Annotated in this window: 21 protein-coding genes; 11 read left to right on the plus strand and 10 right to left on the minus strand. The window is 76.0% G+C overall.

Going from position 1 to position 19,266, the window contains the following annotated elements; genetic code table 11:
• Both ACZ3J7_RS37445 and ACZ3J7_RS37450 read left to right on the plus strand, forming a co-directional pair.
• On the plus strand, positions 1-220 hold a 220-nt coding region (locus ACZ3J7_RS37445; protein WP_465627718.1), incomplete at its 5' end, for a hypothetical protein.
• Positions 221-362: 142 nt separating this feature from the next.
• The gene (locus ACZ3J7_RS37450) at positions 363-806 is read left to right on the plus strand and encodes an iron chaperone (protein ID WP_465627719.1); all 444 of its coding nucleotides are present in this window, start codon (positions 363-365) and stop codon (positions 804-806) included.
• A 143-nt stretch (positions 807-949) separates the two neighbouring features.
• Here ACZ3J7_RS37450 and ACZ3J7_RS37455 read toward each other — a convergent pair whose 3' ends face one another.
• On the minus strand, positions 950-1,813 hold the full coding sequence (locus tag ACZ3J7_RS37455; protein ID WP_465627721.1) for an isocitrate lyase/PEP mutase family protein: 864 nt from the start codon (positions 1,811-1,813) through the stop codon (positions 950-952).
• Between the two features lie 146 nt (positions 1,814-1,959).
• On the opposite strand from ACZ3J7_RS37455, the gene ACZ3J7_RS37460 reads away from it, so the two are divergent.
• Entirely contained in the window at positions 1,960-2,976 is a 1,017-nt protein-coding gene (locus tag ACZ3J7_RS37460; RefSeq protein ID WP_465627723.1) for an ArsR/SmtB family transcription factor, read from the plus strand.
• A gap of 15 nt (positions 2,977-2,991) precedes the next feature.
• Here the strand turns inward: ACZ3J7_RS37460 and ACZ3J7_RS37465 are convergent, their stop codons facing one another.
• Positions 2,992-3,897, minus strand: a complete 906-nt coding sequence (locus ACZ3J7_RS37465; RefSeq protein ID WP_465627725.1) for a hypothetical protein — start codon at positions 3,895-3,897, stop codon at positions 2,992-2,994.
• A 134-nt stretch (positions 3,898-4,031) separates the two neighbouring features.
• On the opposite strand from ACZ3J7_RS37465, the gene ACZ3J7_RS37470 reads away from it, so the two are divergent.
• Together ACZ3J7_RS37470 and ACZ3J7_RS37475 are read left to right on the plus strand one after the other, a co-directional pair.
• Positions 4,032-4,250 carry a DUF4287 domain-containing protein gene (locus tag ACZ3J7_RS37470; RefSeq protein ID WP_465627727.1) on the plus strand — a complete coding sequence of 73 codons (219 nt, stop codon included), beginning with the start codon at positions 4,032-4,034 and terminating at the stop codon, positions 4,248-4,250.
• Positions 4,251-4,300: 50 nt separating this feature from the next.
• On the plus strand, positions 4,301-5,098 hold the full coding sequence (locus ACZ3J7_RS37475) for an alpha/beta fold hydrolase (protein ID WP_465627729.1): 798 nt from the start codon (positions 4,301-4,303) through the stop codon (positions 5,096-5,098).
• Between the two features lie 21 nt (positions 5,099-5,119).
• Here the strand turns inward: ACZ3J7_RS37475 and ACZ3J7_RS37480 are convergent, their stop codons facing one another.
• Positions 5,120-5,575 carry a MarR family winged helix-turn-helix transcriptional regulator gene (locus tag ACZ3J7_RS37480; protein WP_465627731.1) on the minus strand — a complete coding sequence of 152 codons (456 nt, stop codon included), beginning with the start codon at positions 5,573-5,575 and terminating at the stop codon, positions 5,120-5,122.
• A gap of 122 nt (positions 5,576-5,697) precedes the next feature.
• Positions 5,698-6,120, minus strand: coding sequence for an SRPBCC family protein (locus ACZ3J7_RS37485; protein WP_465627733.1), 423 nt, complete (start codon positions 6,118-6,120; stop codon positions 5,698-5,700).
• Between the two features lie 211 nt (positions 6,121-6,331).
• On the opposite strand from ACZ3J7_RS37485, the gene serS reads away from it, so the two are divergent.
• From serS to ACZ3J7_RS37500, 3 genes are all read left to right on the plus strand, one after another.
• The gene (serS, locus tag ACZ3J7_RS37490) at positions 6,332-7,624 is read left to right on the plus strand and encodes a serine--tRNA ligase (RefSeq protein WP_465627735.1); all 1,293 of its coding nucleotides are present in this window, start codon (positions 6,332-6,334) and stop codon (positions 7,622-7,624) included.
• Positions 7,625-7,780: 156 nt separating this feature from the next.
• The gene (locus tag ACZ3J7_RS37495) at positions 7,781-9,106 is read left to right on the plus strand and encodes a diacylglycerol/lipid kinase family protein (protein WP_465627737.1); all 1,326 of its coding nucleotides are present in this window, start codon (positions 7,781-7,783) and stop codon (positions 9,104-9,106) included.
• Positions 9,103-9,681, plus strand: coding sequence for a phosphatase PAP2 family protein (locus tag ACZ3J7_RS37500; RefSeq protein WP_465627739.1), 579 nt, complete (start codon positions 9,103-9,105; stop codon positions 9,679-9,681). The genes ACZ3J7_RS37495 and ACZ3J7_RS37500 overlap by 4 nt, the downstream gene beginning before the upstream one ends.
• Here the strand turns inward: ACZ3J7_RS37500 and ACZ3J7_RS37505 are convergent.
• The 3 genes from ACZ3J7_RS37505 to ACZ3J7_RS37515 all read right to left on the minus strand — a co-directional run bounded on the left by ACZ3J7_RS37505 (position 9,591) and on the right by ACZ3J7_RS37515 (position 11,661).
• Positions 9,591-9,995: a potassium-transporting ATPase subunit C gene (locus ACZ3J7_RS37505; RefSeq protein ID WP_465627792.1), complete on the minus strand. Its 405-nt coding sequence runs from the start codon at positions 9,993-9,995 to the stop codon at positions 9,591-9,593. The two genes, ACZ3J7_RS37500 and ACZ3J7_RS37505, sit on opposite strands and share 91 nt — an antisense overlap.
• A 45-nt stretch (positions 9,996-10,040) precedes the next feature.
• A complete protein-coding gene (locus ACZ3J7_RS37510; RefSeq protein ID WP_465627741.1) occupies positions 10,041-10,889 on the minus strand; it encodes an NAD-dependent protein deacetylase in 849 nt (282 codons plus the stop codon).
• Positions 10,890-11,142: 253 nt separating this feature from the next.
• Positions 11,143-11,661 carry a universal stress protein gene (locus tag ACZ3J7_RS37515; RefSeq protein ID WP_465627743.1) on the minus strand — a complete coding sequence of 173 codons (519 nt, stop codon included), beginning with the start codon at positions 11,659-11,661 and terminating at the stop codon, positions 11,143-11,145.
• A 900-nt stretch (positions 11,662-12,561) separates the two neighbouring features.
• Between ACZ3J7_RS37515 and ACZ3J7_RS37520 the strand changes: the two genes are divergently transcribed.
• Positions 12,562-13,755: an amidohydrolase gene (locus ACZ3J7_RS37520; protein WP_465627745.1), complete on the plus strand. Its 1,194-nt coding sequence runs from the start codon at positions 12,562-12,564 to the stop codon at positions 13,753-13,755.
• A 63-nt stretch (positions 13,756-13,818) separates the two neighbouring features.
• Here the strand turns inward: ACZ3J7_RS37520 and ACZ3J7_RS37525 are convergent, their stop codons facing one another.
• On the minus strand, positions 13,819-15,312 hold the full coding sequence (locus ACZ3J7_RS37525) for an APC family permease (protein WP_465627747.1): 1,494 nt from the start codon (positions 15,310-15,312) through the stop codon (positions 13,819-13,821).
• Positions 15,313-15,397: 85 nt separating this feature from the next.
• Complete coding sequence (locus ACZ3J7_RS37530) at positions 15,398-16,621, minus strand: amidohydrolase family protein (RefSeq protein WP_465627749.1); 1,224 nt, start codon at positions 16,619-16,621, stop codon at positions 15,398-15,400.
• Between the two features lie 143 nt (positions 16,622-16,764).
• Between ACZ3J7_RS37530 and ACZ3J7_RS37535 the strand changes: the two genes are divergently transcribed.
• Positions 16,765-17,421 carry a GntR family transcriptional regulator gene (locus tag ACZ3J7_RS37535; protein ID WP_465627751.1) on the plus strand — a complete coding sequence of 219 codons (657 nt, stop codon included), beginning with the start codon at positions 16,765-16,767 and terminating at the stop codon, positions 17,419-17,421.
• Between the two features lie 214 nt (positions 17,422-17,635).
• On the plus strand, positions 17,636-18,310 hold the full coding sequence (locus ACZ3J7_RS37540; RefSeq protein ID WP_014136744.1) for a Crp/Fnr family transcriptional regulator: 675 nt from the start codon (positions 17,636-17,638) through the stop codon (positions 18,308-18,310).
• Positions 18,311-18,417: 107 nt separating this feature from the next.
• Here ACZ3J7_RS37540 and ACZ3J7_RS37545 read toward each other — a convergent pair whose 3' ends face one another.
• A complete protein-coding gene (locus ACZ3J7_RS37545; RefSeq protein WP_465627753.1) occupies positions 18,418-19,248 on the minus strand; it encodes an MBL fold metallo-hydrolase in 831 nt (276 codons plus the stop codon).
• Between the last annotated feature and the right edge of the window lie 18 nt (positions 19,249-19,266).

Consider the following 19,266-nt stretch of genomic DNA (forward strand, 5'->3'; position numbering starts at 1 on the left):
CGGCGACCTGCGCTCCGCCGCCGACGCCATCCGCCTCTCCCGCCGCACCCTCACCACCATCAAGGGCAACCTCTTCTGGGCCTTCGCCTACAACATCGCCGCCCTCCCCCTCGCCGCCACCGGCCTCCTCAACCCCATGATCGCCGGCGCCGCCATGGCCTTCTCCTCCGTCTTCGTGGTCGGCAACAGCCTGCGGCTGCGGACCTTCAAGGCCCGCTGAACCGCGCGGCGGACCCACCGGGTCCGGTCCGGGGACCGTCCCGGACCGGACCCGGTCAGTTTCCGAGAAGCCGCCCGGGCCCCGTCGTTCCTAAGATCGAAGACGTCAGCAGGGAACGGGCACGGCAACGGGAGGACCGGTCATGGCGGAGAAGCACGAGGGTTTCACGGCGGACGAGCGCGCGGCGATGAAGGAGCGCGCCAAGGAGATGAAGGCGGAGACCAAGCGGGCGTCCGCCGCGGCGAAGGCCGCCGAGGCGGAGCAGGACCTGCTGGAGAAGATCGAGGAGATGCCGGAGGAGGACCGGGTGCTGGCCCGGCGCTTCCACCAGATCGTCGCCGAGGCCGCGCCGCAGCTGGCTCCGAAGACCTGGTACGGCATGCCCGCCTACAACAACGCCGACGGCAAGCCCGTCTGCTTCTTCCAGAGCGCCGCCAAGTTCAAGTCCCGCTACGCGATGATCGGCTTCAGCGACAACGCCAAGCTGGACGACGGCGCGATGTGGCCGACCTACTTCGCGATCGCCGACCTGGGCGAGGCGGAGGCAGCCCGGATCGCCGAGCTGGTGAAGCGCGCCGTCTCCTGAGGCGACGTCCACGGCACCGCCCGCGCCTGCGGATCGACGCGGGGCGGTGGATCAATCCGAGCGTGACGGTCGACCTGACCGACCGTCATCAATTGACTGATGACGCTGCCTGGGATTGATCTTCGTCAGTTGGCTGACATCCGTCAGCGGGCGGCGAACAGCCCGTTGAGCGCACCGAAGTCGAGCGCGCCGCCCAGCGCGCCGTACGTGCCGGGGCCGAGCAGTTCGGCGGCGGCCCGGTGGGCGGCGGTGTACGCGGCCTGGGCGAGGGCGGTGCCCAGGCTGATCCGGCGGACTCCGGCGGCGGTGAGCTGGGCAACGGTCGGGCCGCCCGGGACGGCCATCGCGTTGACCGGCAGCGGGGAGGCGGCGGTCAGCTCCTCCAGTGCGGCGAGGTCGAGCAGGCCGGGGACGAACAGCGAGTCGGCGCCGGCCTCCGCGTACGCCTCGGCCCGGCGGAGGAGTTCGGCCGGGCGGCCCTCCGGGGCGCCGATGCCGAACAGGTGGACGTCGGTGCGGGCGTTGAGCAGCAGGTCGGGCAGGCCGGCTCCGGTGGCGGCGGCCCGGGCGGCGCGCAGGCGGGCGGCCTGGTCGGCGACGGTGAACAGCGGACCGCCCGGAGCCGTGGAGTCCTCCAGGTTGACGCCGACCGCGCCCGCCGCGACCACCGCGCGGACGGTCCCGGCCACGTCCTCGGCCGTCGGACCGTAGCCGCCCTCGATGTCGGCGGTCACCGGCACGTCCACGGCGGCGGCGATCCGGCGCACCGCCTCGGCCATCGCCGCCCGGTCCAGGCCCTGCCCGTCGCCGCGTCCCGCCGACCAGGAGACGCCGCCGCTGGTGGTGGCGATCGCGGGCGCGCCGGCCGCGGCGATCACCGCCGCGCTGCCCGCGTCCCAGGCGTTCGGGAGCAGCAGCGGCGCGTCGGCCGCCGCGAGGGCGCGCAGGGCGGCGGCGTGCTCGGTGGAGCGGGCGGGAAGGGCGGGGAGGGCGGTCGTCCGGGACATCGGGGGCTCGCTTTCGTACGGTCGGGATGGGCTGGTCGGGCGGGCAGAGCTGGGCGGGGTACGGGTCGATGCTGCCGGGCCGGTCGGTGGGGGCGGATTGATTAAGCTGGGGCCGAATCCACGGCGAGGGCGGAGGTGCGGGGACGGTGCGGACCGGGCTGCTGTTGTCGGTGGGCGACCTGGCGCTGACCAGGTTCGCGGTCTCCCCGATGTGGGAGGTGGTGGCCGCGTTCCGCGCGCTGGCCGCCGATCCCGTGCCCGCGCCGCACCGCCGCTGGGCCGCGCAGGTCCGGCCGCGGCTGGCCGCCGCCGGACTGGACCGCGGCTGGCTGGCCGAACTGATCCCGCCGTACGGGCACCTGCCGGACTTCCTCAACCCCGTCCCGACCCGGCGGGTGGCGGTGCTGGCGGAGGAGTTGGCGGCGGTCCGGGCCACCGGCCCCGAACTGCTCCGGCACGACCTGGCGTGCCTGCGCACCGACCGGACCGGCCGCGCCGAGCAGGCCGACCGCGCCGGCCGGGGCAGCGGGCGGCTGCGGGTGCTGGAGCGGGAGCCCGAGGCGGCGCTGCGGCGGATCACCGTCGAGGTCGAGGCGTTCTGGGAGCTGGCGCTCGCCCCGTACTGGTCGCGGATCCGGGCGGTGCTGGAGGCCGACGTGCTGCAGCGGGCCCGGCAGGCCGCCGAGCGGGGCAGCGCGGGCATGCTCGGCGAGCTGCACGGCACGGTGCGCTGGGCGGACGGCACCCTGCACCTGTCGGAGCGGCACTGCGCCGTCACCCGGATCGCGACCGGCGCCGGGCTGCTGCTCGTCCCCTCGGTGTTCGCCTGGCCCCGGCTGCTGACCCGCACCGTCGCGCCGGACCCGCCGCAGCTCTGCTACCCGGCGCTGGCGGCCGCGACCGTCTGGGAGCAGCGTCCGCGCCCGCGCGCCGAGGCGCTGGTGCCCGTGCTGGGCCGCACCCGCACCCGGCTGCTGACCGAGCTGGACGTCCCGGCCTCCACCACCGAGCTGGCGGCCCGCTGCGGGGTCTCCGCCCCGGCGGTCTCCCAGCACCTGTCCGCCCTGCGCACGGCCGGCCTGGTCTCCTCGCACCGGGCCGGCCGCCAGGTGCTGTACGCCCGCACCGGTACGGCGGACGGCTGGCTGGACGCGCTGCCGTAGCTGCCGGGGAGGGGTCTAGCCGTACGCGCGGAGGGTGAGCAGGGCGGACAGGGTGACGCCCGGGCGGGCCTCGTTCTCGGTGGCGGCGGACCAGCGGGCCCAGTTGATCGGCCAGCCGCCGTCCGGGAGTTGGCGGGTGGCGAGGTGGTCGAGGCCGCGGTCGAGTTCGGTGTCGGTGAACCAGGCCCGGGCCAGGCTGTCCGGGTGGGACGCGTAGTCGTGCGGGAGGTGGAACTCGCCGGGCGCGTAGCCGGGGGCGAGCCGGACCTGCTCGGGGTGGGCCGGGTCGAGGAGCACCAGCCGCTGCGCGCGCACCGACTCGCCGAGGCGGGCGGCCTGTTCGGCGGCCCAGGCCCGGTCGGGGGCGGCGTCGAGGAAGCCGACGGCGGTGATCACCTCGTACGGGTGGGTGGTGCCGATCGCCTCGATGGCGCGGCGGCAGAAGGCCTCCGCGCCGGTCAGCCAGGGGTGGCGCAGGCCGGAGCGGAGCAGCGGGGCGGCGATCTGGCCGGTGGCGAGCAGTTCGGCGGGCGGGTCGTCGGCGATCGGCAGGAAGGGCGGGTGCGGGTAGTCGCGCAGGCTCGGCAGGACGGCCGGGACGCCGCCCTCCTCGGTGGTCAGGGTGTCGGCCCAGTCGCAGAGTTCGGTGCCGCGCGGGCCGTTCAGGGCGTCGGCCTCGGCGAGGATCCGGGCGGCGGCGCCGGCCGCGAGGGGCTGGGCGGCGGGTCCGCGGACGTCGGGTTCCAGGCCGTACGCCCAGCCGCCGCCGGGCGCCCGGTAGGCGTCCAGGGCGGCGAGGACGCCCGCCGGGTCGGGGGCGGGGCCGAAGTGGTGGGCGAAGCGGCGCTGTTCGAGCACCCGGCCCGCCGTCCACAGGTAGTCGGCTGCCCGGGCGATCGCGCTGTCGTCGATGCGTGCCATGGGCCGACCGTACGCGGCCCGGGAAGTTTTCTCCCGGGGACCGATCAGTTCCGCCGGGGTGTCCCGTCTACTCCTGTGACGGCGGAACGAGCGGTGCGAACGAACGAAGCGAACGGAACGGACGGAGCGGTGAGATGAGCGACCAGCGGACGAGCGTCAAGGGACCGGCCAGCTACTTCCCCTCGATCGAGCGGAAGTACGGGCGTCCGATCGCCGAGTGGCAGCAGTTGATCACCGACTCGCCGCTGACCAGGCACATGGAGCTGGTCGGCTGGCTGAAGAGCGAGTACGGGCTGGGGCACGGCCACGCGAACGCGCTGGTCGCGCACACCCTGGCGAGCGGTGCGAAGTGAGCCGGACGGGCACCGTGGACAGTGACAGGACGATGGATGAGGGAGTGGGAATGACCGAGTACGTGACCTCCGCCGACGGCACCCGGATCGCCTACCAGGTGGCCGGTGGCGAAGGGCCGGCCGTGGTGGTCGTGGACGGGGCGATGTGCCACCGGGCGTTCGGTCCGGCCGGTGGGCTGGCGGCGGAACTGGCCGGTGCGCACCGGGTGTTCAGCTACGACCGGCGCGGGCGCGGCGAGAGCGGCGCGGGCGGCCGGTACGCCGTGGAGCGGGAGGTGGAGGACCTGGCGGCGGTGATCGCGGCGGCGGGCGGCCGGGCGGCGCTGCTGGGTCTGTCCTCGGGCGCGGCGCTGGCGCTGCGGGCGGCGGGGGCGGGCGTCGGGGTGGAGCGGGTGGTGGCGTACGAGCCGCCGTTCAGCACCTCGGACGGGCAGCGCGCCCGGTTCGCGGAGTACCGGGCGGACGTCGAGCGGGACGTGCTGGCGGGCGATCCGGGCGGGGCGGTGGCCCGGTTCATGCGCTTCGTCGGCTCCCCCGAACCGGTGGTCGCGCGGCTGCGCGAGTCGCCGGTGTGGCCGGCCTTCGTGGCGGTGGCGCCGACGCTGGTGCACGACGCCGAGGTGCTGGACGGGGCGGCGGGCGCGCCGGTGCCGGCCGGGGCGCTGGCCGCGCTGCCGGTGCCGCTGCTGGTGGTCGACGGCGGGGAGAGCCCGGCCCTGCTGCGTGACGCGGCCTCGGCGACTGCCGCCGCGGCGGGCGCGGAGCACCGCACCCTGGCGGGGCAGACCCACGAGGTCGCGCCGGGTGTGCTGGGGCCGGTGGTGGCCGAGTTCGTCGCCCGGGGCTGAGGCCGCTCGGCCCCGGCGGGGCTACGGCGCGTCGACCAGTCGGCGCAGCAGGCGGCTGAGGCCCTCGCCGTCCAGGGCGGGCGCGCCGTGCGCGGCCGGGGCGAAGAAGGCGTGGTCGACGGCCTCGACGGCCGGGATCGCGGCGCGGGCGAGGGCGGTGCCGCGCGGGGTGATGCGCAGGCGGCGGGCGCGGGTGTCGTCCGGGTCGGTGGTGCGGTCGAGCAGGCCCTTGGCCTCCAGTTTCCGCACCACCTGGGAGGTGGTGCGGACGTCGGTGCCGGCCTGGGCGGAGAGCTCCTGCTGGTTGGGGACGGCGCCCTGCTCGTTGAGCCACCACGCGCAGGAGAGCAGGACGAACTGCGGGTGGGTCAGGTCGTGCGGGGCGAGGGCGGCGGCGACCTCGCGCTGCCAGCGCAGCGTGGCGTGCCAGAGCCAGAAGCCGGGGCTGTTCGCCGGGCCCTCGACCAGTCCGTCCATGGTGGCGTGCTCCTTCGGTGCGGTTGCGCTCCGGTGTCGTTCCGCCCGGGGCGGTCGGGCTATGAGGCTACGGGGCGGCCGGGCGGTCGGGCGGTGGGGCTACGGCCGGTGGGGCTGCGGGGTCAGGCGGTCCGTTCGGCGCGGGCGAGCAGGCCGGCCATCGCCTGCGGGAAGTCCTCGGTGATCATCGGACCGAGTTCGGGGCCGAGCCGGCCGGCCTCCGGACCGGTGATCTCCAGGCGGTGGACGACCCGGGTGCCGCCGTCGGGGCGGGCGGTCAGGGTGTGCGAGAAGTCCAGCACGGCGCCGCCGAACTCGGTGCGGTCGGCGTAGGCGCGGCCGGGTTCGATCCGGGTGATGACCGAGACGATCGGCTCCTGGCCGGTCGGGGTCATCACGACCCGGCCGCCGACCTCGAACGGGCCGTCCAGGGCGACGGCCTCCATCGAGGTGTCCCAGTCCGTCCAGCGGTCCAGGTCGCTGAGCACGGCCCAGACGGCGTGCGGCGCGGCGGCGGTCTCGGCGGTGTACTCGTGCTGCCACATGGCGGTTCCCCTCGGTCGACGTTCCCTGCCGAATTCATCTATGCGAAGACTATCTCCGCAGGGATCATCTCGGCAAGGGCGAGGGGCGGATGGCGCGCGCACCGGACGGATATGGCGCTGCACCGCTTTCCCCGCCCCTGCTACGGTCGGGACGAATCCGCCCGGCAGTGGTTCCGGCGGTGTCCGCCCGACCGAGGGAGAACCGACTCCGATGCATGATGCCCGCGTCCTGATCGACCTGGGGGACGAAGCCGTCCGGCTTCTGGCACGTCGCGGCTACGCGCTCGACCTGTCCGCGCTGGAGGCGCTGCAGTCCCGCCGCAACAGCGGCATCCAGGCCGGCGATGAGCTGCGGGCCCGTTCGAAGCAGGTCGCCCAGGAGGTGCAGCGCACCGCCAAGCAGGGCGGGGACGTCAGCGAGCTGAAGGAGAGCGCCCGCGCGCTCAAGGAGCAGGTCCAGCAGAACGAGGCGGAGCTGGAGCGGGTCCAGCAGGAGCTGACCGACCTGCTGCTGACCGTCCCCAACCTGCCGGACGACGAGGCCCCCGACGGCTTCTCCGACGAGGACGCCCGCGAGCTGCGCCGGGTCGGCGAGCCGCCGCGCTTCGACTTCGCGCCCAAGGACCACGTCGACCTGGGCGAGGCCATGGGCATCCTGGACTTCGGCCGGGCCGCCAAGCTGTCGGGCTCGCGCTTCAGCGTGCTGCGCGGCACCGGTGCCGCGCTGGAGCGGGCGATCGCCTCGCTGCTGCTGGACGTGCACACCCGCCGGCACGGGTACGTCGAGCACTCGGTGCCGTACCTGGTGAACCGGCGCACCATGACCGGCACCGGGCAGCTGCCGAAGTTCGAGGAGGACCTGTTCAGGACGGGCGTCGCGGACCGGGACCTGTTCCTGATCCCGACCGCCGAGGTCCCGCTGACCAACCTGTACGCGGACGAGATCGTCCCGCCGGCCGAGCTGCCGCTGGCGCTCACCGCGTACACCCCGTGCTTCCGTTCGGAGGCCGGCTCGTACGGGCGGGACACCCGCGGGCTGATCCGGATGCACCAGTTCTCGAAGGTCGAGATGGTGCGGATCTGCGCGGCCGAGCAGGCGCGGGAGCAGATGGAGCTGATGGTCTCGCACGCCGAGGCCTGCCTGCGGGAGCTCGAACTCTCGTACCGCGTCGTCATGCTGGCGGCCGGTGACACCGGGTTCTCCGCGCGGCTGACCTACGACCTGGAGGTGTGGCTGCCCAGCCAGGACACCTACCGGGAGATCTCCTCGGTGTCGGACTTCGGCACCTTCCAGGGCCGCCGGGCCGGCATCCGCACCCGGGACGAGAAGGGCAAGCCGACCCCGGCCGCCACCGTCAACGGCTCGGGCCTGCCGCTGGGCCGCACCATCGCGGCGGTGCTGGAGCAGCACCAGCAGGCGGACGGCTCGGTGCTGCTGCCCAAGGCCCTGCACCCGTACCTGGGCTTCACCCGGATCGCCGCCGACGGCACGCCCGCCGAGTAGCGGAACCGGGCCGGAGAGCAGGCGAGTTGACGGCGCGCGGCGGAATGCCGCGCGCCGTCGGCGTGTCCGGGGGCGGGACCGGGCCAGCGGCCGGCCCGGGGCGGGTGGCGTGCGTCCTGCCGGGCGGGGTAGCTGACACGGCGTTACCGTCGACGGATGGGAGAGGCGGCGAAGCCGGTGTGGCTGGCGAGGGCGGCGATCGGGTGCGGGTTGGCGGCGGTGCTGGTGCTCGCCGCCGGGGCGGGGCTGCGCGGGGCCCTGGTGGTGGCGGTCGGGGCGGCGGCGCTGGTGCTGATGGCCGTCGGCGTGTGGTGGGCGCTGTCGCGGCGCGGTCCGGTGCGCTGGCTCGGCGTCCTGCTGGCGGTGGCCGCCCCGGCGGGCGCGCTGGCGGTGTACGTCGGCAACGGGACGTGGCCGTGGGTGCTGGGCGCGGTGGCGCTGTGGGCGGTGGGCCTGGGACTGGCGAGGGCGGCGCTGCGCTCGGCGCGGCACACCCGGGAGATGCCGGAGCGCGAGGTCGATCCGCCGCGCCGACCCGTCCTGATCATGAATCCGAAGTCCGGCGGCGGGAAGGTCGAGAAGTTCGACCTGGCCGGGCGGGCCCGTGAGCTGGGCGCGGAGGTCGTCCTGCTCGACCCGTCCGCCGAGCAGGACGTCACCGAACTGGCGGAGCGGGCCGTCGCGGACGGCGCGGACCTGCTGGGCGTGGCGGGCGGCGACGGCACCCAGGCGCTGGTCGCGCAGGTCGCGGCCCGGCACGGACTGCCGTTCCTGGTGGTGTCGGCCGGCACCCGCAACCACTTCGCGCTCGACCTCGGCCTGGACCGCAACGACCCGGCCAGCTGCCTGGACGCACTGACCGACGGCGTCGAGCTGCTGGTCGACCTGGGCGAGGTCGCGGGCCGGGCCTTCGTCAACAACGTGTCGTTCGGCACCTACGCGGAGGTCGTCCAGAACCCCGAGTACCGGGATGCGAAGGCCACCACGATCCTCGCCATGCTGCCGGACCTGCTGGTCGGCTACGCGGGCGCGCAGCTCACCGCCGAGACCGGCGGCGAGCGGCTGGAACGCCCGCAGGCGGTGCTGGTCAGCAACAACCCGTACGACGCGGGCGACCTGCTCGACCCCGGGCGGCGCTCCCGGATGGACCTCGGGCGCCTGGGCGTGCTGGGCGTGCGGGTGGACGGCGCGGCGCAGGCCGCGGACCTGGCGCTGCGTGGTACGAGTGCGGAGGCGGTGACGGTGCTGGTCGGCCGCGAGGTGGTGGTGACGGCGGACGTCGCGACCATTCCCGTCGCGGTGGACGGCGAGGCCCTGGAGCTGGACGTGCCGGTGCGCTGCGTGATCCGTCCCCGCGTGCTGCGGGTCCGGGTCCCGCGCGAGCGGCCGGGCACGGTGGCCCCGGCCCCGACCCTGAAGTGGAGCCGGCTGGCGCACCTGGCGTCGGGCCGGACGGAGAAGACGAACGGCGGTGTGCGGTGAAGGTGTCGAAGCAGTGGGTGCCGACCGGACGGCGGGTGGTGGAGGACCTGTCGGCGGTGGACCTGGCGGTGTACGTCGCGGTGGCCGCGACGCCGACCCCGACCCTGGACGAACGGCTGCGGCAGCTCTCCACCGCGGCGAACCACTCGAAGATCTCGATCGCCCTGGCCTGCGGGCTGGCGCTGGTCCCGGGCCGGCCGCGCCGGGCGGCGGTGGTCGGGCTGGCGTCGGTGGCGGTGGCCTCGGCGGCGGCGAACCTGCTGGGCAAGTCGCTGGCCCGGCGCAAGCGGCCGGACCGGGAGGCGGGCAAGGTCCCCGAGGCCCGGTTCGTGCCGATGCCGGAGTCGGCGTCCTTCCCCTCCGGCCACACCGCGTCCGCGTTCGCCTTCGCCACCGGCGTCTCCTCCCAACTCCCCTGGGCGGCGGCACCGTTGGGCCTGCTGGCGACCACGGTCGGCTACTCCCGCGTCCACACGGGCGTGCACTACCCGGGGGACGTCATCGCGGGCGCGCTGCTGGGGACGGTCGCGGGGAGCGTGGTGGCGGGCGTCGACGCGTGGTGGCCGAGGCGCTGAGGACGCCCCCGGCGGGGCTCCGCCGCTGGCCGGACACGCGGTCGGCCGGCCCGGACGGGGGAGCGTCCGGGCCGGCTGACCTGTTCCTTCGCGTGGGCGACGGAGAGGTGTGGGTCGAGACCGGAACCGGAGGCGGTCGGGTCGTAGCCGCCGGCGGACGGGCGGGCCGGTTCGTCCGGGTCGGTCGGGTCGGCCTTCGGCAGGTCGATGGCCTGGCCGATCCGGGCGGAGCCGACCGGCCTGCCGTCGGCCTTCACGAGTGAGCCGTCGGCCTTGCCGGCGAAGGCGAGTCGGCTGGCGCCGGTGACCAGCAGCGGGTAGCGGCCGGGCCGGGCGCCCGGCGGACGGGGCTCCCCGGATCAGGCCAGGCCGACGGTCAGGGCGGTCAGCGTGGTCAGGGTCTCGCCGAGCGGGGCGTCGATCCGGGCGGTGGCGAGGTCGTCGCCGCGGGTGGTGCCGCGGGTGACGATGGCGACCGGCTTGCCGGTCCGCGCGGCGTGGCGGACGAAGCGCAGACCGGACATCACGGCGAGCGAGGAGCCGAGGACCAGCAGGGCGCGGCCCTCGTCGACCAGGCGGTAGCAGTGCTCGACCCGGCCCTTGGGCACGTTCTCGCCGAAGAACACCACGTCCGGCTTGAGGACGCCGCCGCAGGCCGTGCAGGGGGCGACGGCGAAGGAGGCGACCAGGTCGTCCGGCAGTTCGACGTCGCCGTCCGGGTTGATCCGCGAACCGGCGTCCCGGAAGGCCGGGTTGAGGGCGGCAAGGCGGTCGTCGAGGGCGGTGCGGGCGGTGACGGCGCCGCAGTCGAGGCAGACCACCCGGTCCAGGCCGCCGTGCAGTTCGACCGCGTCGGCGGTGCCGGCGGCGCGGTGCAGGCCGTCCACGTTCTGGGTGATCACGGCGGAGACCCGGCCGGCCGCCCGCAGCCGGGCCACCGCGAGGTGCCCGGCGTTCGGCCGGGCCCGGGCGATCACCGCCCGCCCGGCATGGCTGCGCGCCCAGTAGCGGCGGCGGGCCGGCTCCCCCGCGAGGAACTCCTGGTACGTCATCGGCGCCCGGTTGCGGCGCACCCCGTCCGGCCCCCGGTAGTCCGGGATCCCGGACTCGGTGGACAGCCCGGCCCCGCTCAGCACCACCACCCCGCCGCCGTCCAGCAGCCGGGCCACCTCGGGGAGTCCGTCCTCGTCCGCGCTCATGCCGTCCATTGTGGATCGCCCGGCACGCGAACGGGACCGGATCGGGAGCCGGGGCGGGCGGACAGGCGGCCCAGGCAGTGCCCCCACGCACCGCCCGGGCCGCTCCAGGCGCGGACGCTCCGGCCCCCACAGCCCGAACTTCCGCCGCTTCCTTTGTACTTCGGTTCACCGCCGGTGCAGAAGATGCGTACGGATCTTTCTTGGGAGCGCTTCCAAGGCACCACCGTGCGCCGGGCGCCCGGCGGGGCGCCGACGGCGGCGGTCAGCCGCGGCCGACCAGCGCGCGCAGTTCGGCGTCGACCGCGCGTCCGGTCGACGCGTCCAGGATCCGCGCGAGTTCGGGGCGGGGCACGACCAGGACCGGGCAGCGGGAGCGGCGCACGCAGCGGGCGGGGACGGAGCCGCGCAGACCGCGGCGCCACCAGGAGCCGGCCGGGCCGAGTACCAGCAGGTCGTCGGGGCGGTCGGCGGCGGCGAGCAGCGCGGCGGCGGGCGCGGCGCGCACCGTCAGCGCGGTGACCGGCACGCCGGCCCGGTCGGCACCGCTCGCGGCGAGTGCCTCGCGCAACCGCTGCTCGGCGGCCTCCCGGACGGCGGACAGCAGCGGCGGGAAGGGTGAGCGCCGGTAACCGAACTCGCCGCCGGGCGGCTCCCAGGCGTGCAGCGCCAGCACCCGCGCCGGGCCGCCGCCGGCGTCCGCCGCCCGCCGCGCCTCGGCGACGGCGCGGTGCAGCGCGGCCAGGCCGCCGAACGACCCGCTGACTCCGACCACGACGCGCATCCGCTGTGCCTCCCCTTCCTCCGTCCGGTCCCCGGGTGCGGGCCGCGGACCCCGGGCTTCCGGGCCGGGGTCCGCGCCCCGGGCCCCAGCAGACCACCCGGAACGGCCGCCGGGCCCGGCCTTGACACCTCCCTGACGCCCACCGCCGCTTTCCCTACGCCCTCCTGACGCCCGGCGGGCCCGGGCGCCGCCGAAGGGGGACGGCGGCGTGGAGGCTCACCAGCAGGGCAGGTTCACCAGGCAGCCCGAGGAAGGCGGAGGCGATGACGGAGTGCGGGGCTGTGCCGCTGCCGGCAGCAGCACGGCGGGTGCCGGTCTCGGCGGAGACGGCCCGGGCGACCCGCCGCCGTCCGGCGCGCGGGAGCACCGTCACTACGCGCGCGGCGGACGGGATGGGCGGTTCACCGGGCACCCCGGCGGCAGGCGGCGGAGACGGCGGCCCGGCGGGTGCCGATCGCGACGGTCTGGGCGGCCAGTAGCCCGGACATCCTGCTGCCGCCCGACGCGCGGGAGCACCACCACTACGCGCGCGGCGGACGGGATGGGTGGTTCGCCGGGCAACCCGGCGGCAGGCGGTAGCCCGGCGGGTGCCGATCACGGTGCTGCGGTGGCCGGACGGCGGGCGGCCGGGCGTGGTGGTGGTGCGCCCAGCGGTGGCGGTCGGCGGCCCGGGCGGCCTGCCGCCGCTCGTCCGCGCGGGAACGCCGCCCCCGCGTGCGCGGCGCCCGCGCCGAGCAGCGCGGCCGCTCGTCCCGAGAGGGCCCTCGTCCGGGCAGCGTGAATCGTCAACTCGCTTTGCTCATAGGCGAGTTGACGACAAGCGCCGGAAGCGGTTCGAATGGTTCCGCAACCTGCCAGACAGGGCCTTCGCGCCCTCAGCACCGCCCCGGGAGCGCCACCATGCACGTCACGCTGTTCCGCCAGGTCCGCCCGTTCGGCGGCCCGGTCACCGACCTGGTCGCCGTGGACGGCGTCCTGGTCGGCGGGCTCCCGCCGGGTGCCGAGCCGTCCGCCGTCGTGGAGGGCGGTGGCCGGATCGCGCTGCCGACCCTGGTGGACGCGCACGTCCACCCGGACAAGACCAGCTGGGGCGAGCCCTGGTACAGCCGCCGTCCGGCGCGGGGTCTCGCCGACTTCGTGGCGGGCGACGTCGACCTGTACGAGCGGCAGCGCGCCCCGATCGGCGTCCGCGCGCACCGCCTGCTGGCGCACGCCGTGACCCGCGGCACCCGCGCCGTCCGCGCGCACGTGGACGTCGCCCCCGCGTACGGCCTGGCGGGCGTCACCGGTCTGCGGGAGGCCGCCGAGCGGCTGGCCGGGCGGCTGGACGTGCAGTCGGTGGCGTTCCCGCAGCACGGCGTGGTGCGCGCCCCGGGCACGGCGGAGCTGCTGACCGAGGCGGCCCGCGAGCGGCTGGTGGACGCGGTCGGCGGTCTCGACCCGGCCGGGTTCGACGGCGGCGGTCCGGACGGCCGCGAGCAGCTCGACCTGCTGTTCGGCCTCGCCGAGCGGTACGGCGTCCTGCTCGACGTGCACCTGCACGACCGCGGCGCCACCGGTCTGGGCCCGCTGCGCGAGCTCGCCGCCCGCACGGTCGCGGCCGGCCTGCAGGGCCGGGTGACGGCCAGCCACGCGTTCTGTCTGCCCGAGCTGGCCGCCGACGAACTGGAGCGGACCGCGGACCTGCTGGCGGACGCCGGGGTCGCGCTGACCACCGTCGCCCCGTCCGCCCACCAGGTGCTGCCGTTCCGGGAGTTGCGGGCGCGCGGCGTGCGGGTCGGCCTCGGTTCGGACGGCGTCCGCGACTCCTGGAGCCCGTACGGCAACGCCGACATGCTGCACCGGGCGCACCTGCTCGGCTGGACCACCGACGCCCGCACCGACGCCGAGCTGACCGACTGCCTGGAGCTGGCCGCGCACGGCGGCGCCGAGCTGCTCGGCCTGCCGAGGGCCGACCTGGCGCCCGGCGCGCCCGCCGACTTCCTGCTGGTGGACGGCGAGTGCGTGCCGCAGGTGGTGGTCGACCTGCCGGCCCGCGAGCTGGTGGTGAAGGCCGGCCGGGTGGTCGCCGAGCACGGGGTGCTGCTGGGCTGACGCACGCCGCGACGGCGGTGCACGCCCGTTCCCGGGGGCGGGCACCGCCGTCCGCGCGCCCGCTCAGTCGCGTTCGACGTCCACCTCGGTCAGCTTGGCGAAGCGCTCCGGGTCGGTGCGCCGGATCCGCCGGGCGACCAGCCAGCCGGCCGCCGCGACCACCGGCATCGGCACCAGCAGCAGCCAGTTGACCAGGCCGGTGCGCCCGGTCAGCAGGTCGAAGTTGAACAGCGCCAGCACCGTCAGCACGGCCAGCCCGGCCGCGGCCAGCAGCGGCGCCCACACCACCCGGAACGCGGACAGCCCGCGCCGGTCCTTCCGGAAGAACGCGAACACCGCGACCGCCGCCAGCGCCTGCATCACCATGATGCCGAGCACGCCGACGCTGTTCGACCAGAGCAGCACCACCAGGTACGGGTCGGCGGCGAGCACCGCGCCCAGGCCGACCACCAGCACGTTGAACACCGACTGCGCCAGCACCGCCGGGCCCGGCGAGCCGGTCCGCGGCGACACCCGGCCGAGCCCGCGCGGCAGCAGGCCCTCGCGGCCCAGCGCGTACAGGTAGCGGGCGGCGGCGTTGTGGAAGGCCAGCGCGGACGCGAACGCCGACACGATGATCAGCACGTGCATGGTGTCCGACAGCCACAGGCCGACGAACCGCTCGGCGGCCCGGAAGGTCAGGTCGGGGCCGCCGTCGGCGCGGGCCTGCGCGACCGCCTCGTCGGTGCCGTACGCGCCCATCACGATCCAGGTGCCCAGCGCGTAGAACACCGCCAGGAAGCCGATCGCGACGAAGGTGGCGCGCGGTACGGTGCGGGCCGGGTCGCGGGCCTCCTCGGCGTAGATCGCGGTCGCCTCGAAGCCGGTGAACGCGCCGATCACCAGCACGAACATGCCCGCCACGCCGGCCTGGGTGAGCAGCGACGGGTCGAAGGAGACCGGGTCGAGCGCGGCCGTCCCCCGCTCGGCCAGCACCCCGCCCTCCATCAGCAGCAGCGACAGCACCTCCAGCACCAGCGCCACGCCGAGCACCTTCGCCGACAGGGTGACCTTCAGCCAGCCGAGCACGCCGACCACGGCCACGCAGCCGCCGGACAGCAGCCACCACGGCACGTGCGCGCCGGTGCGCTGTTCGAGGTGACCGGCCGCGAAGTAGCCGAACGCGGCCGCCACGCCCGGGGTGATCAGGTTGTAGCTGACCACCGCCACGTAGGCGGTGACCACGCCGAGGGTCCGGCCGAGCCCGCGCGCCACGTACGCGTAGAACGCGCCGGCGTTGCGCACGTACCGGCTCATCGCGGTGAACCCGGCGGCGAACAGCACCAGCAGCGCGCCCGAGACCAGGTACGCGGCGGGTGCGGACGCCCCGCCGACGCCGATCGCGAACGGGGCGATGCCGGCCAGCACGGTCAGCGGCGCGGCGGCGGCGACCACGAAGAACACCAGGTCGGTGGTGCCGATCAGGCCCTTGGCCAGTCGGCCCGCGGCGGGCGCGGCGGCCGGGTCGGGCGGTTCGGCCGGGGCGGGGGCCCGGCCCACGGAGGGGGTGAGGGACATGGTGGGGGATCCTTCCGGGGTACGGCGCATGGGGGCGTGGGGGTGTGGGGCGTGGGGGTGTGGGGCGCGGGGGGGGGGAACTGACTTACCGCGGAGGGCCGTCGAGCCGGTCCAGGACGGTGCGGCCGCGGTGCAGCACCAGCAGCCGCTCGGGGTGGGCGGCGACCGCCTCGGGCACCGAGCCCGCGGCCACGGCCACCAGGCTCGCGGGTCGGCCGACGGCGATCCCGTACTCCTCGACGCCGAGCGCCCGGGCGGCGTGACCGGTGGCGAACTCGGCCGCCAGGCACAGTTCCCGATCGGTCATCAGCTCGCCCTGCAGGCCGATGACGGTGGTCCGCTCCAGCATGTCGCCGGTGCCGTACGGCCACCACGCGTCGCGGATGTTGTCGGAGCCCGCGAAGACCAGCACGCCGAGCTCGTGCAGCAGCTTCACCGGGGGCATCGTCCGGGCCGGCCCGTTGGTCATCACGGCCACCCCGGCCTCCGCCAACGCCGTGGCGGTGCGGGTGAGTTCGGGTTCGGCCAGCTGGCCCAGGCAGTACGCGTGGCTGACCGCGACCCGCCCGCCCAGGCCCAGCGCCGCCGTCCGCCCGGCGATCGCCCGCAGCTGCGCCGCGCCGACCTCGCCGCCGTCGTGCAGGTGGATGTCGACGCCCGCGCCGTGCCGCTCCGCCAGGCCGAAGACCGCGTCGAGCTGGCCGTCCACGTCGTTGTCGAAGCCGAACGGGTCGAGCCCGCCGATCAGTTCGGCGCCCTCGCGGAGCGCCGCGTCCAGCAGCCGGACCACCCCGGGCTCGGCCACCACGCCGCTCTGCGGGAACGCCACCAGCTGCACGTCGAGCAGGTCCCGGACCCGCTCGCGCGCCTCCAGCACCGCGTGGAGGTGGTCCAGCCCGGTGTCCGGGTCGACGTCCACGTGCGAGCGGACGAAGCCGGTGCCCAGCGCGGCCATCCGGCGGGCCAGTGCCTCCGCCCGCTCGGCCACCGGCGCCTGCTCGGCGACCTCCCGGCGCAGCTGCCGCTCGGCGGTGATCCGCCCGCGCAGGTCGTCCGCCTCGCGGTGCGGCTGCCAGGGCGCGCCGAGGAAGGTCTTGTCGAGGTGCGCGTGCCCGTCGACCAGGGCGGGCAGCAGCAGCGCGCCGTCCAGCGCGCGGGCGCCCGGGCCCGGCTCGGCCCGCTCGCGCCCGGCCGGGACGGGGGTGAGGGCCGCGATCCGGCCGTCCTCGATCCGCAGGTCCGCGCGGGACCCGTCCGGGAGGGTGGCGTCCAGCAGCAGCCGGGGGCCGGGGGGAGGAAGGGCGGGCACGGGTGCCTCCGGGGCGGTCGGGGGAGGGTGAGCGGTCAAGGTATCTGGTATACCGAATACCAGACAAGGGGGTGGCTCACCCGGATCTGGAATGATCTGATCTACTGCCCGCGCCGTCCGCCCGCTGCCGCCTGGAGCCCCCGATGCCCGACACCCTCGGCGACGCCCACCAGTCGCTGGCGGACCTCGTCTACGTCCAGCTGCGCGAACGGATCATCGAGGGCGAGCACCCGGCTGGGCAGCGCCTGGTCGAGCGCGAACTCGCCGACGGCATGGGCGTCTCCCGGATCCCGGTCCGCGAGGCCATGCAGCGCCTGGAACGCGAGGGCTTCCTCACCGTCCAGGCCCGCCGGGGCGCCGTCGTCGCCGACTTCGGCCCCGAGGAGGCCGAGCACTTCTTCGCCGTCCGCGAGTCCCTGGAGGCGCTCGCCGCCAGCCTCGCCGCCCGGCACGCCACCCCCGCCGGCGTCCGCGGCCTGGAACGGATCCTGGCCCGCACCCGCAAGGCCGCCGAGGCCGGCCGGCTGCGCGAGACCGTCAGCCTGAACGCCGACTTCCACCGCGAGATCGTCGAGCTCTCCGGCAACCCGCTGCTGCGCGACATGATGGCCCCGCTCGACGGCCGCCTGCGCCGCCTGTTCCGGCTCACCTCCGACGACGAGACCAGCCTCCCGATGTGCACCGAGCACCAGCGGCTGCTCGACGCCATCAAGGCCCGCGACCCCGAGACCGCCGCCGCCCTCGCCCGCCACCACGTCGCCGGCACCCGCGCCTTCGCCCGCCAGGCCCTCGGCGGATAGCCCTCCCGCACCGGCGGGTGCCCGCGCGCCCGCCGGTGCGGGACTCCGGCGCGCCCGCCGCGAACGGCCACCGCACGCCCCCGGCGCTCACCCGAACTGCGCGAATGGCCGCGTAGGCCCCACCTCGGCACACCCCCTCCTCATATGATCGGAGCGACATGCGTCATCCTTGGTGGTGAGTAGCACTGCCCATGACACCAGCAGGAGGAAGCTCGTGGACGACGTTCTGCGGCGCGCCGCGCTGTTCGCGGCACTCGACGACGACCAGGCTGCCGAGCTCCGCGCTTCCATGACCGAGGTGACGCTCGCCCGCGGCGAGTCGCTGTTCCACGAGGGCGACCCGGGCGACCGGCTGTACGTCGTGGTCGAGGGCAAGGTCAAGCTGCACCGCGCCTCCCCCGACGGCCGCGAGAACATGCTCGCCGTACTCGGCCCCTCCGAGATGATCGGCGAGCTCTCGCTCTTCGACCCGGGCCCGCGCACCGCCACCGCCACCGCCCTCACCGAGGTCAAGCTCCTCGGCCTCGGCCACGGCGACCTGCTCCCGCTGCTGCACGCCCGCCCCGAGGTCTCCATCGCCCTGCTGCGCGCGATCGCCCGTCGGCTGCGCCGCACCAACGACGTGATGTCCGACCTGGTCTTCTCCGACGTGCCCGGCCGCGTCGCCAAGGCCCTGCTCGACCTCTCCCGCCGCTTCGGCGTCCAGTCCGACGAGGGCATCCACGTCGCCCACGACCTCACCCAGGAGGAGCTCGCCCAGCTGGTCGGCGCCTCCCGCGAGACGGTCAACAAGGCGCTCGCCGACTTCGCCGGCCGCGGCTGGCTCAAGCTGGAGGCCCGCGCGGTCGTCCTGCTCGACGTCGAACGGCTCTCCCGCCGCTCGCGCTGAACCTCCGCCGCAGCCGCGCCCGACCGCACCCCGCGTGCACCCGGGCGCGGTTCCGCGTTCCCGGGCCCCAGCACCTCCGGGTCCGGGCCCCAGAACGGGACCGGGCCTCAGGCCTCCGGGATCAGGCCGCGGTCCGTCAGGTAGGTGAGCTGGGCGCGCACCGAGAGCTCCGCCGCGGGCCACAGCGCCGGGTCGACGTCCGCGTACACCCGGGCGACCACCTCGGCGGCGGTGCGGCAGCCGGCCTCGACGGCGGTCTCGACCTGGGCGAGCCGGGCGGCGCGGTGGGCCAGGTAGTAGTCGACGGCGCCCAGCGCGTCGGCGAGGACGGGGCCGTGGCCGGGCAGGACGGTGCGGACGCCGTGCTCGGCGGCCATCGCGTGCAGGCGGCGCAGCGAGTCGAGGTAGTCGCCGAGGCGGCCGTCGGGGTGGGCGACCATCGTGGTGCCGCGGCCCAGGACGGTGTCGCCGGTGAGGATCGCGCCGTCCGCGGGCAGGTGGAAGGTCAGCGAGTCCGAGGTGTGCCCGGGGGTGGCGACGACCCGCAGGTCGAGGCCGCCGACGTCCAGGCGCTGGCCACCGTGCAGGCCCTCCTCGCCGAGCCGCAGCGCCGGGTCGAGGGCGCGGACGGGCGTGCCGGTGAGTTCGGCGAAGCGGGCGGCGCCCTCGGCGTGGTCGGCGTGGCCGTGGGTGAGCAGGGTGAGGGCGATCCGCTTGCCCTGCCGCTCGGCGGTGTCGACGATCCGGCGAAGGTGGGCCTCGTCGAGCGGGCCCGGGTCGACGACGGCGGCGAGGTCGGAGCCGGGCTCGGAGAGCAGCCAGGTGTTGGTGCCGTCCAGCGTCATCGGGGACGGGTTGGGGGCGAGCACGCACTGGGCGCGCGGGGTGGCGGCCCCGCCGACGGTGTCGGCGGGGCTGCCCGGAAGCGGGCCGCTCACGCGGCGTCCGCCGTACCG

The organism is Kitasatospora sp. NPDC015121, assembly GCF_055562955.1.

Coding starts and splice junctions, on each gene's coding strand:
- ACZ3J7_RS37450 (WP_465627719.1), top strand. CDS start 363: ATGGCGGAGAAGCACGAGGGTTTCACGGCGGACGAGCGCGCGGCGATG.
- ACZ3J7_RS37455 (WP_465627721.1), bottom strand. CDS start 1,813: ATGTCCCGGACGACCGCCCTCCCCGCCCTTCCCGCCCGCTCCACCGAG.
- ACZ3J7_RS37465 (WP_465627725.1), bottom strand. CDS start 3,897: ATGGCACGCATCGACGACAGCGCGATCGCCCGGGCAGCCGACTACCTG.
- ACZ3J7_RS37470 (WP_465627727.1), top strand. CDS start 4,032: ATGAGCGACCAGCGGACGAGCGTCAAGGGACCGGCCAGCTACTTCCCC.
- ACZ3J7_RS37475 (WP_465627729.1), top strand. CDS start 4,301: ATGACCGAGTACGTGACCTCCGCCGACGGCACCCGGATCGCCTACCAG.
- ACZ3J7_RS37480 (WP_465627731.1), bottom strand. CDS start 5,575: ATGGACGGACTGGTCGAGGGCCCGGCGAACAGCCCCGGCTTCTGGCTC.
- ACZ3J7_RS37485 (WP_465627733.1), bottom strand. CDS start 6,120: ATGTGGCAGCACGAGTACACCGCCGAGACCGCCGCCGCGCCGCACGCC.
- serS (WP_465627735.1), top strand. CDS start 6,332: ATGCATGATGCCCGCGTCCTGATCGACCTGGGGGACGAAGCCGTCCGG.
- ACZ3J7_RS37495 (WP_465627737.1), top strand. CDS start 7,781: ATGGGAGAGGCGGCGAAGCCGGTGTGGCTGGCGAGGGCGGCGATCGGG.
- ACZ3J7_RS37510 (WP_465627741.1), bottom strand. CDS start 10,889: ATGGACGGCATGAGCGCGGACGAGGACGGACTCCCCGAGGTGGCCCGG.
- ACZ3J7_RS37515 (WP_465627743.1), bottom strand. CDS start 11,661: ATGCGCGTCGTGGTCGGAGTCAGCGGGTCGTTCGGCGGCCTGGCCGCG.
- ACZ3J7_RS37520 (WP_465627745.1), top strand. CDS start 12,562: ATGCACGTCACGCTGTTCCGCCAGGTCCGCCCGTTCGGCGGCCCGGTC.
- ACZ3J7_RS37525 (WP_465627747.1), bottom strand. CDS start 15,312: ATGTCCCTCACCCCCTCCGTGGGCCGGGCCCCCGCCCCGGCCGAACCG.
- ACZ3J7_RS37535 (WP_465627751.1), top strand. CDS start 16,765: ATGCCCGACACCCTCGGCGACGCCCACCAGTCGCTGGCGGACCTCGTC.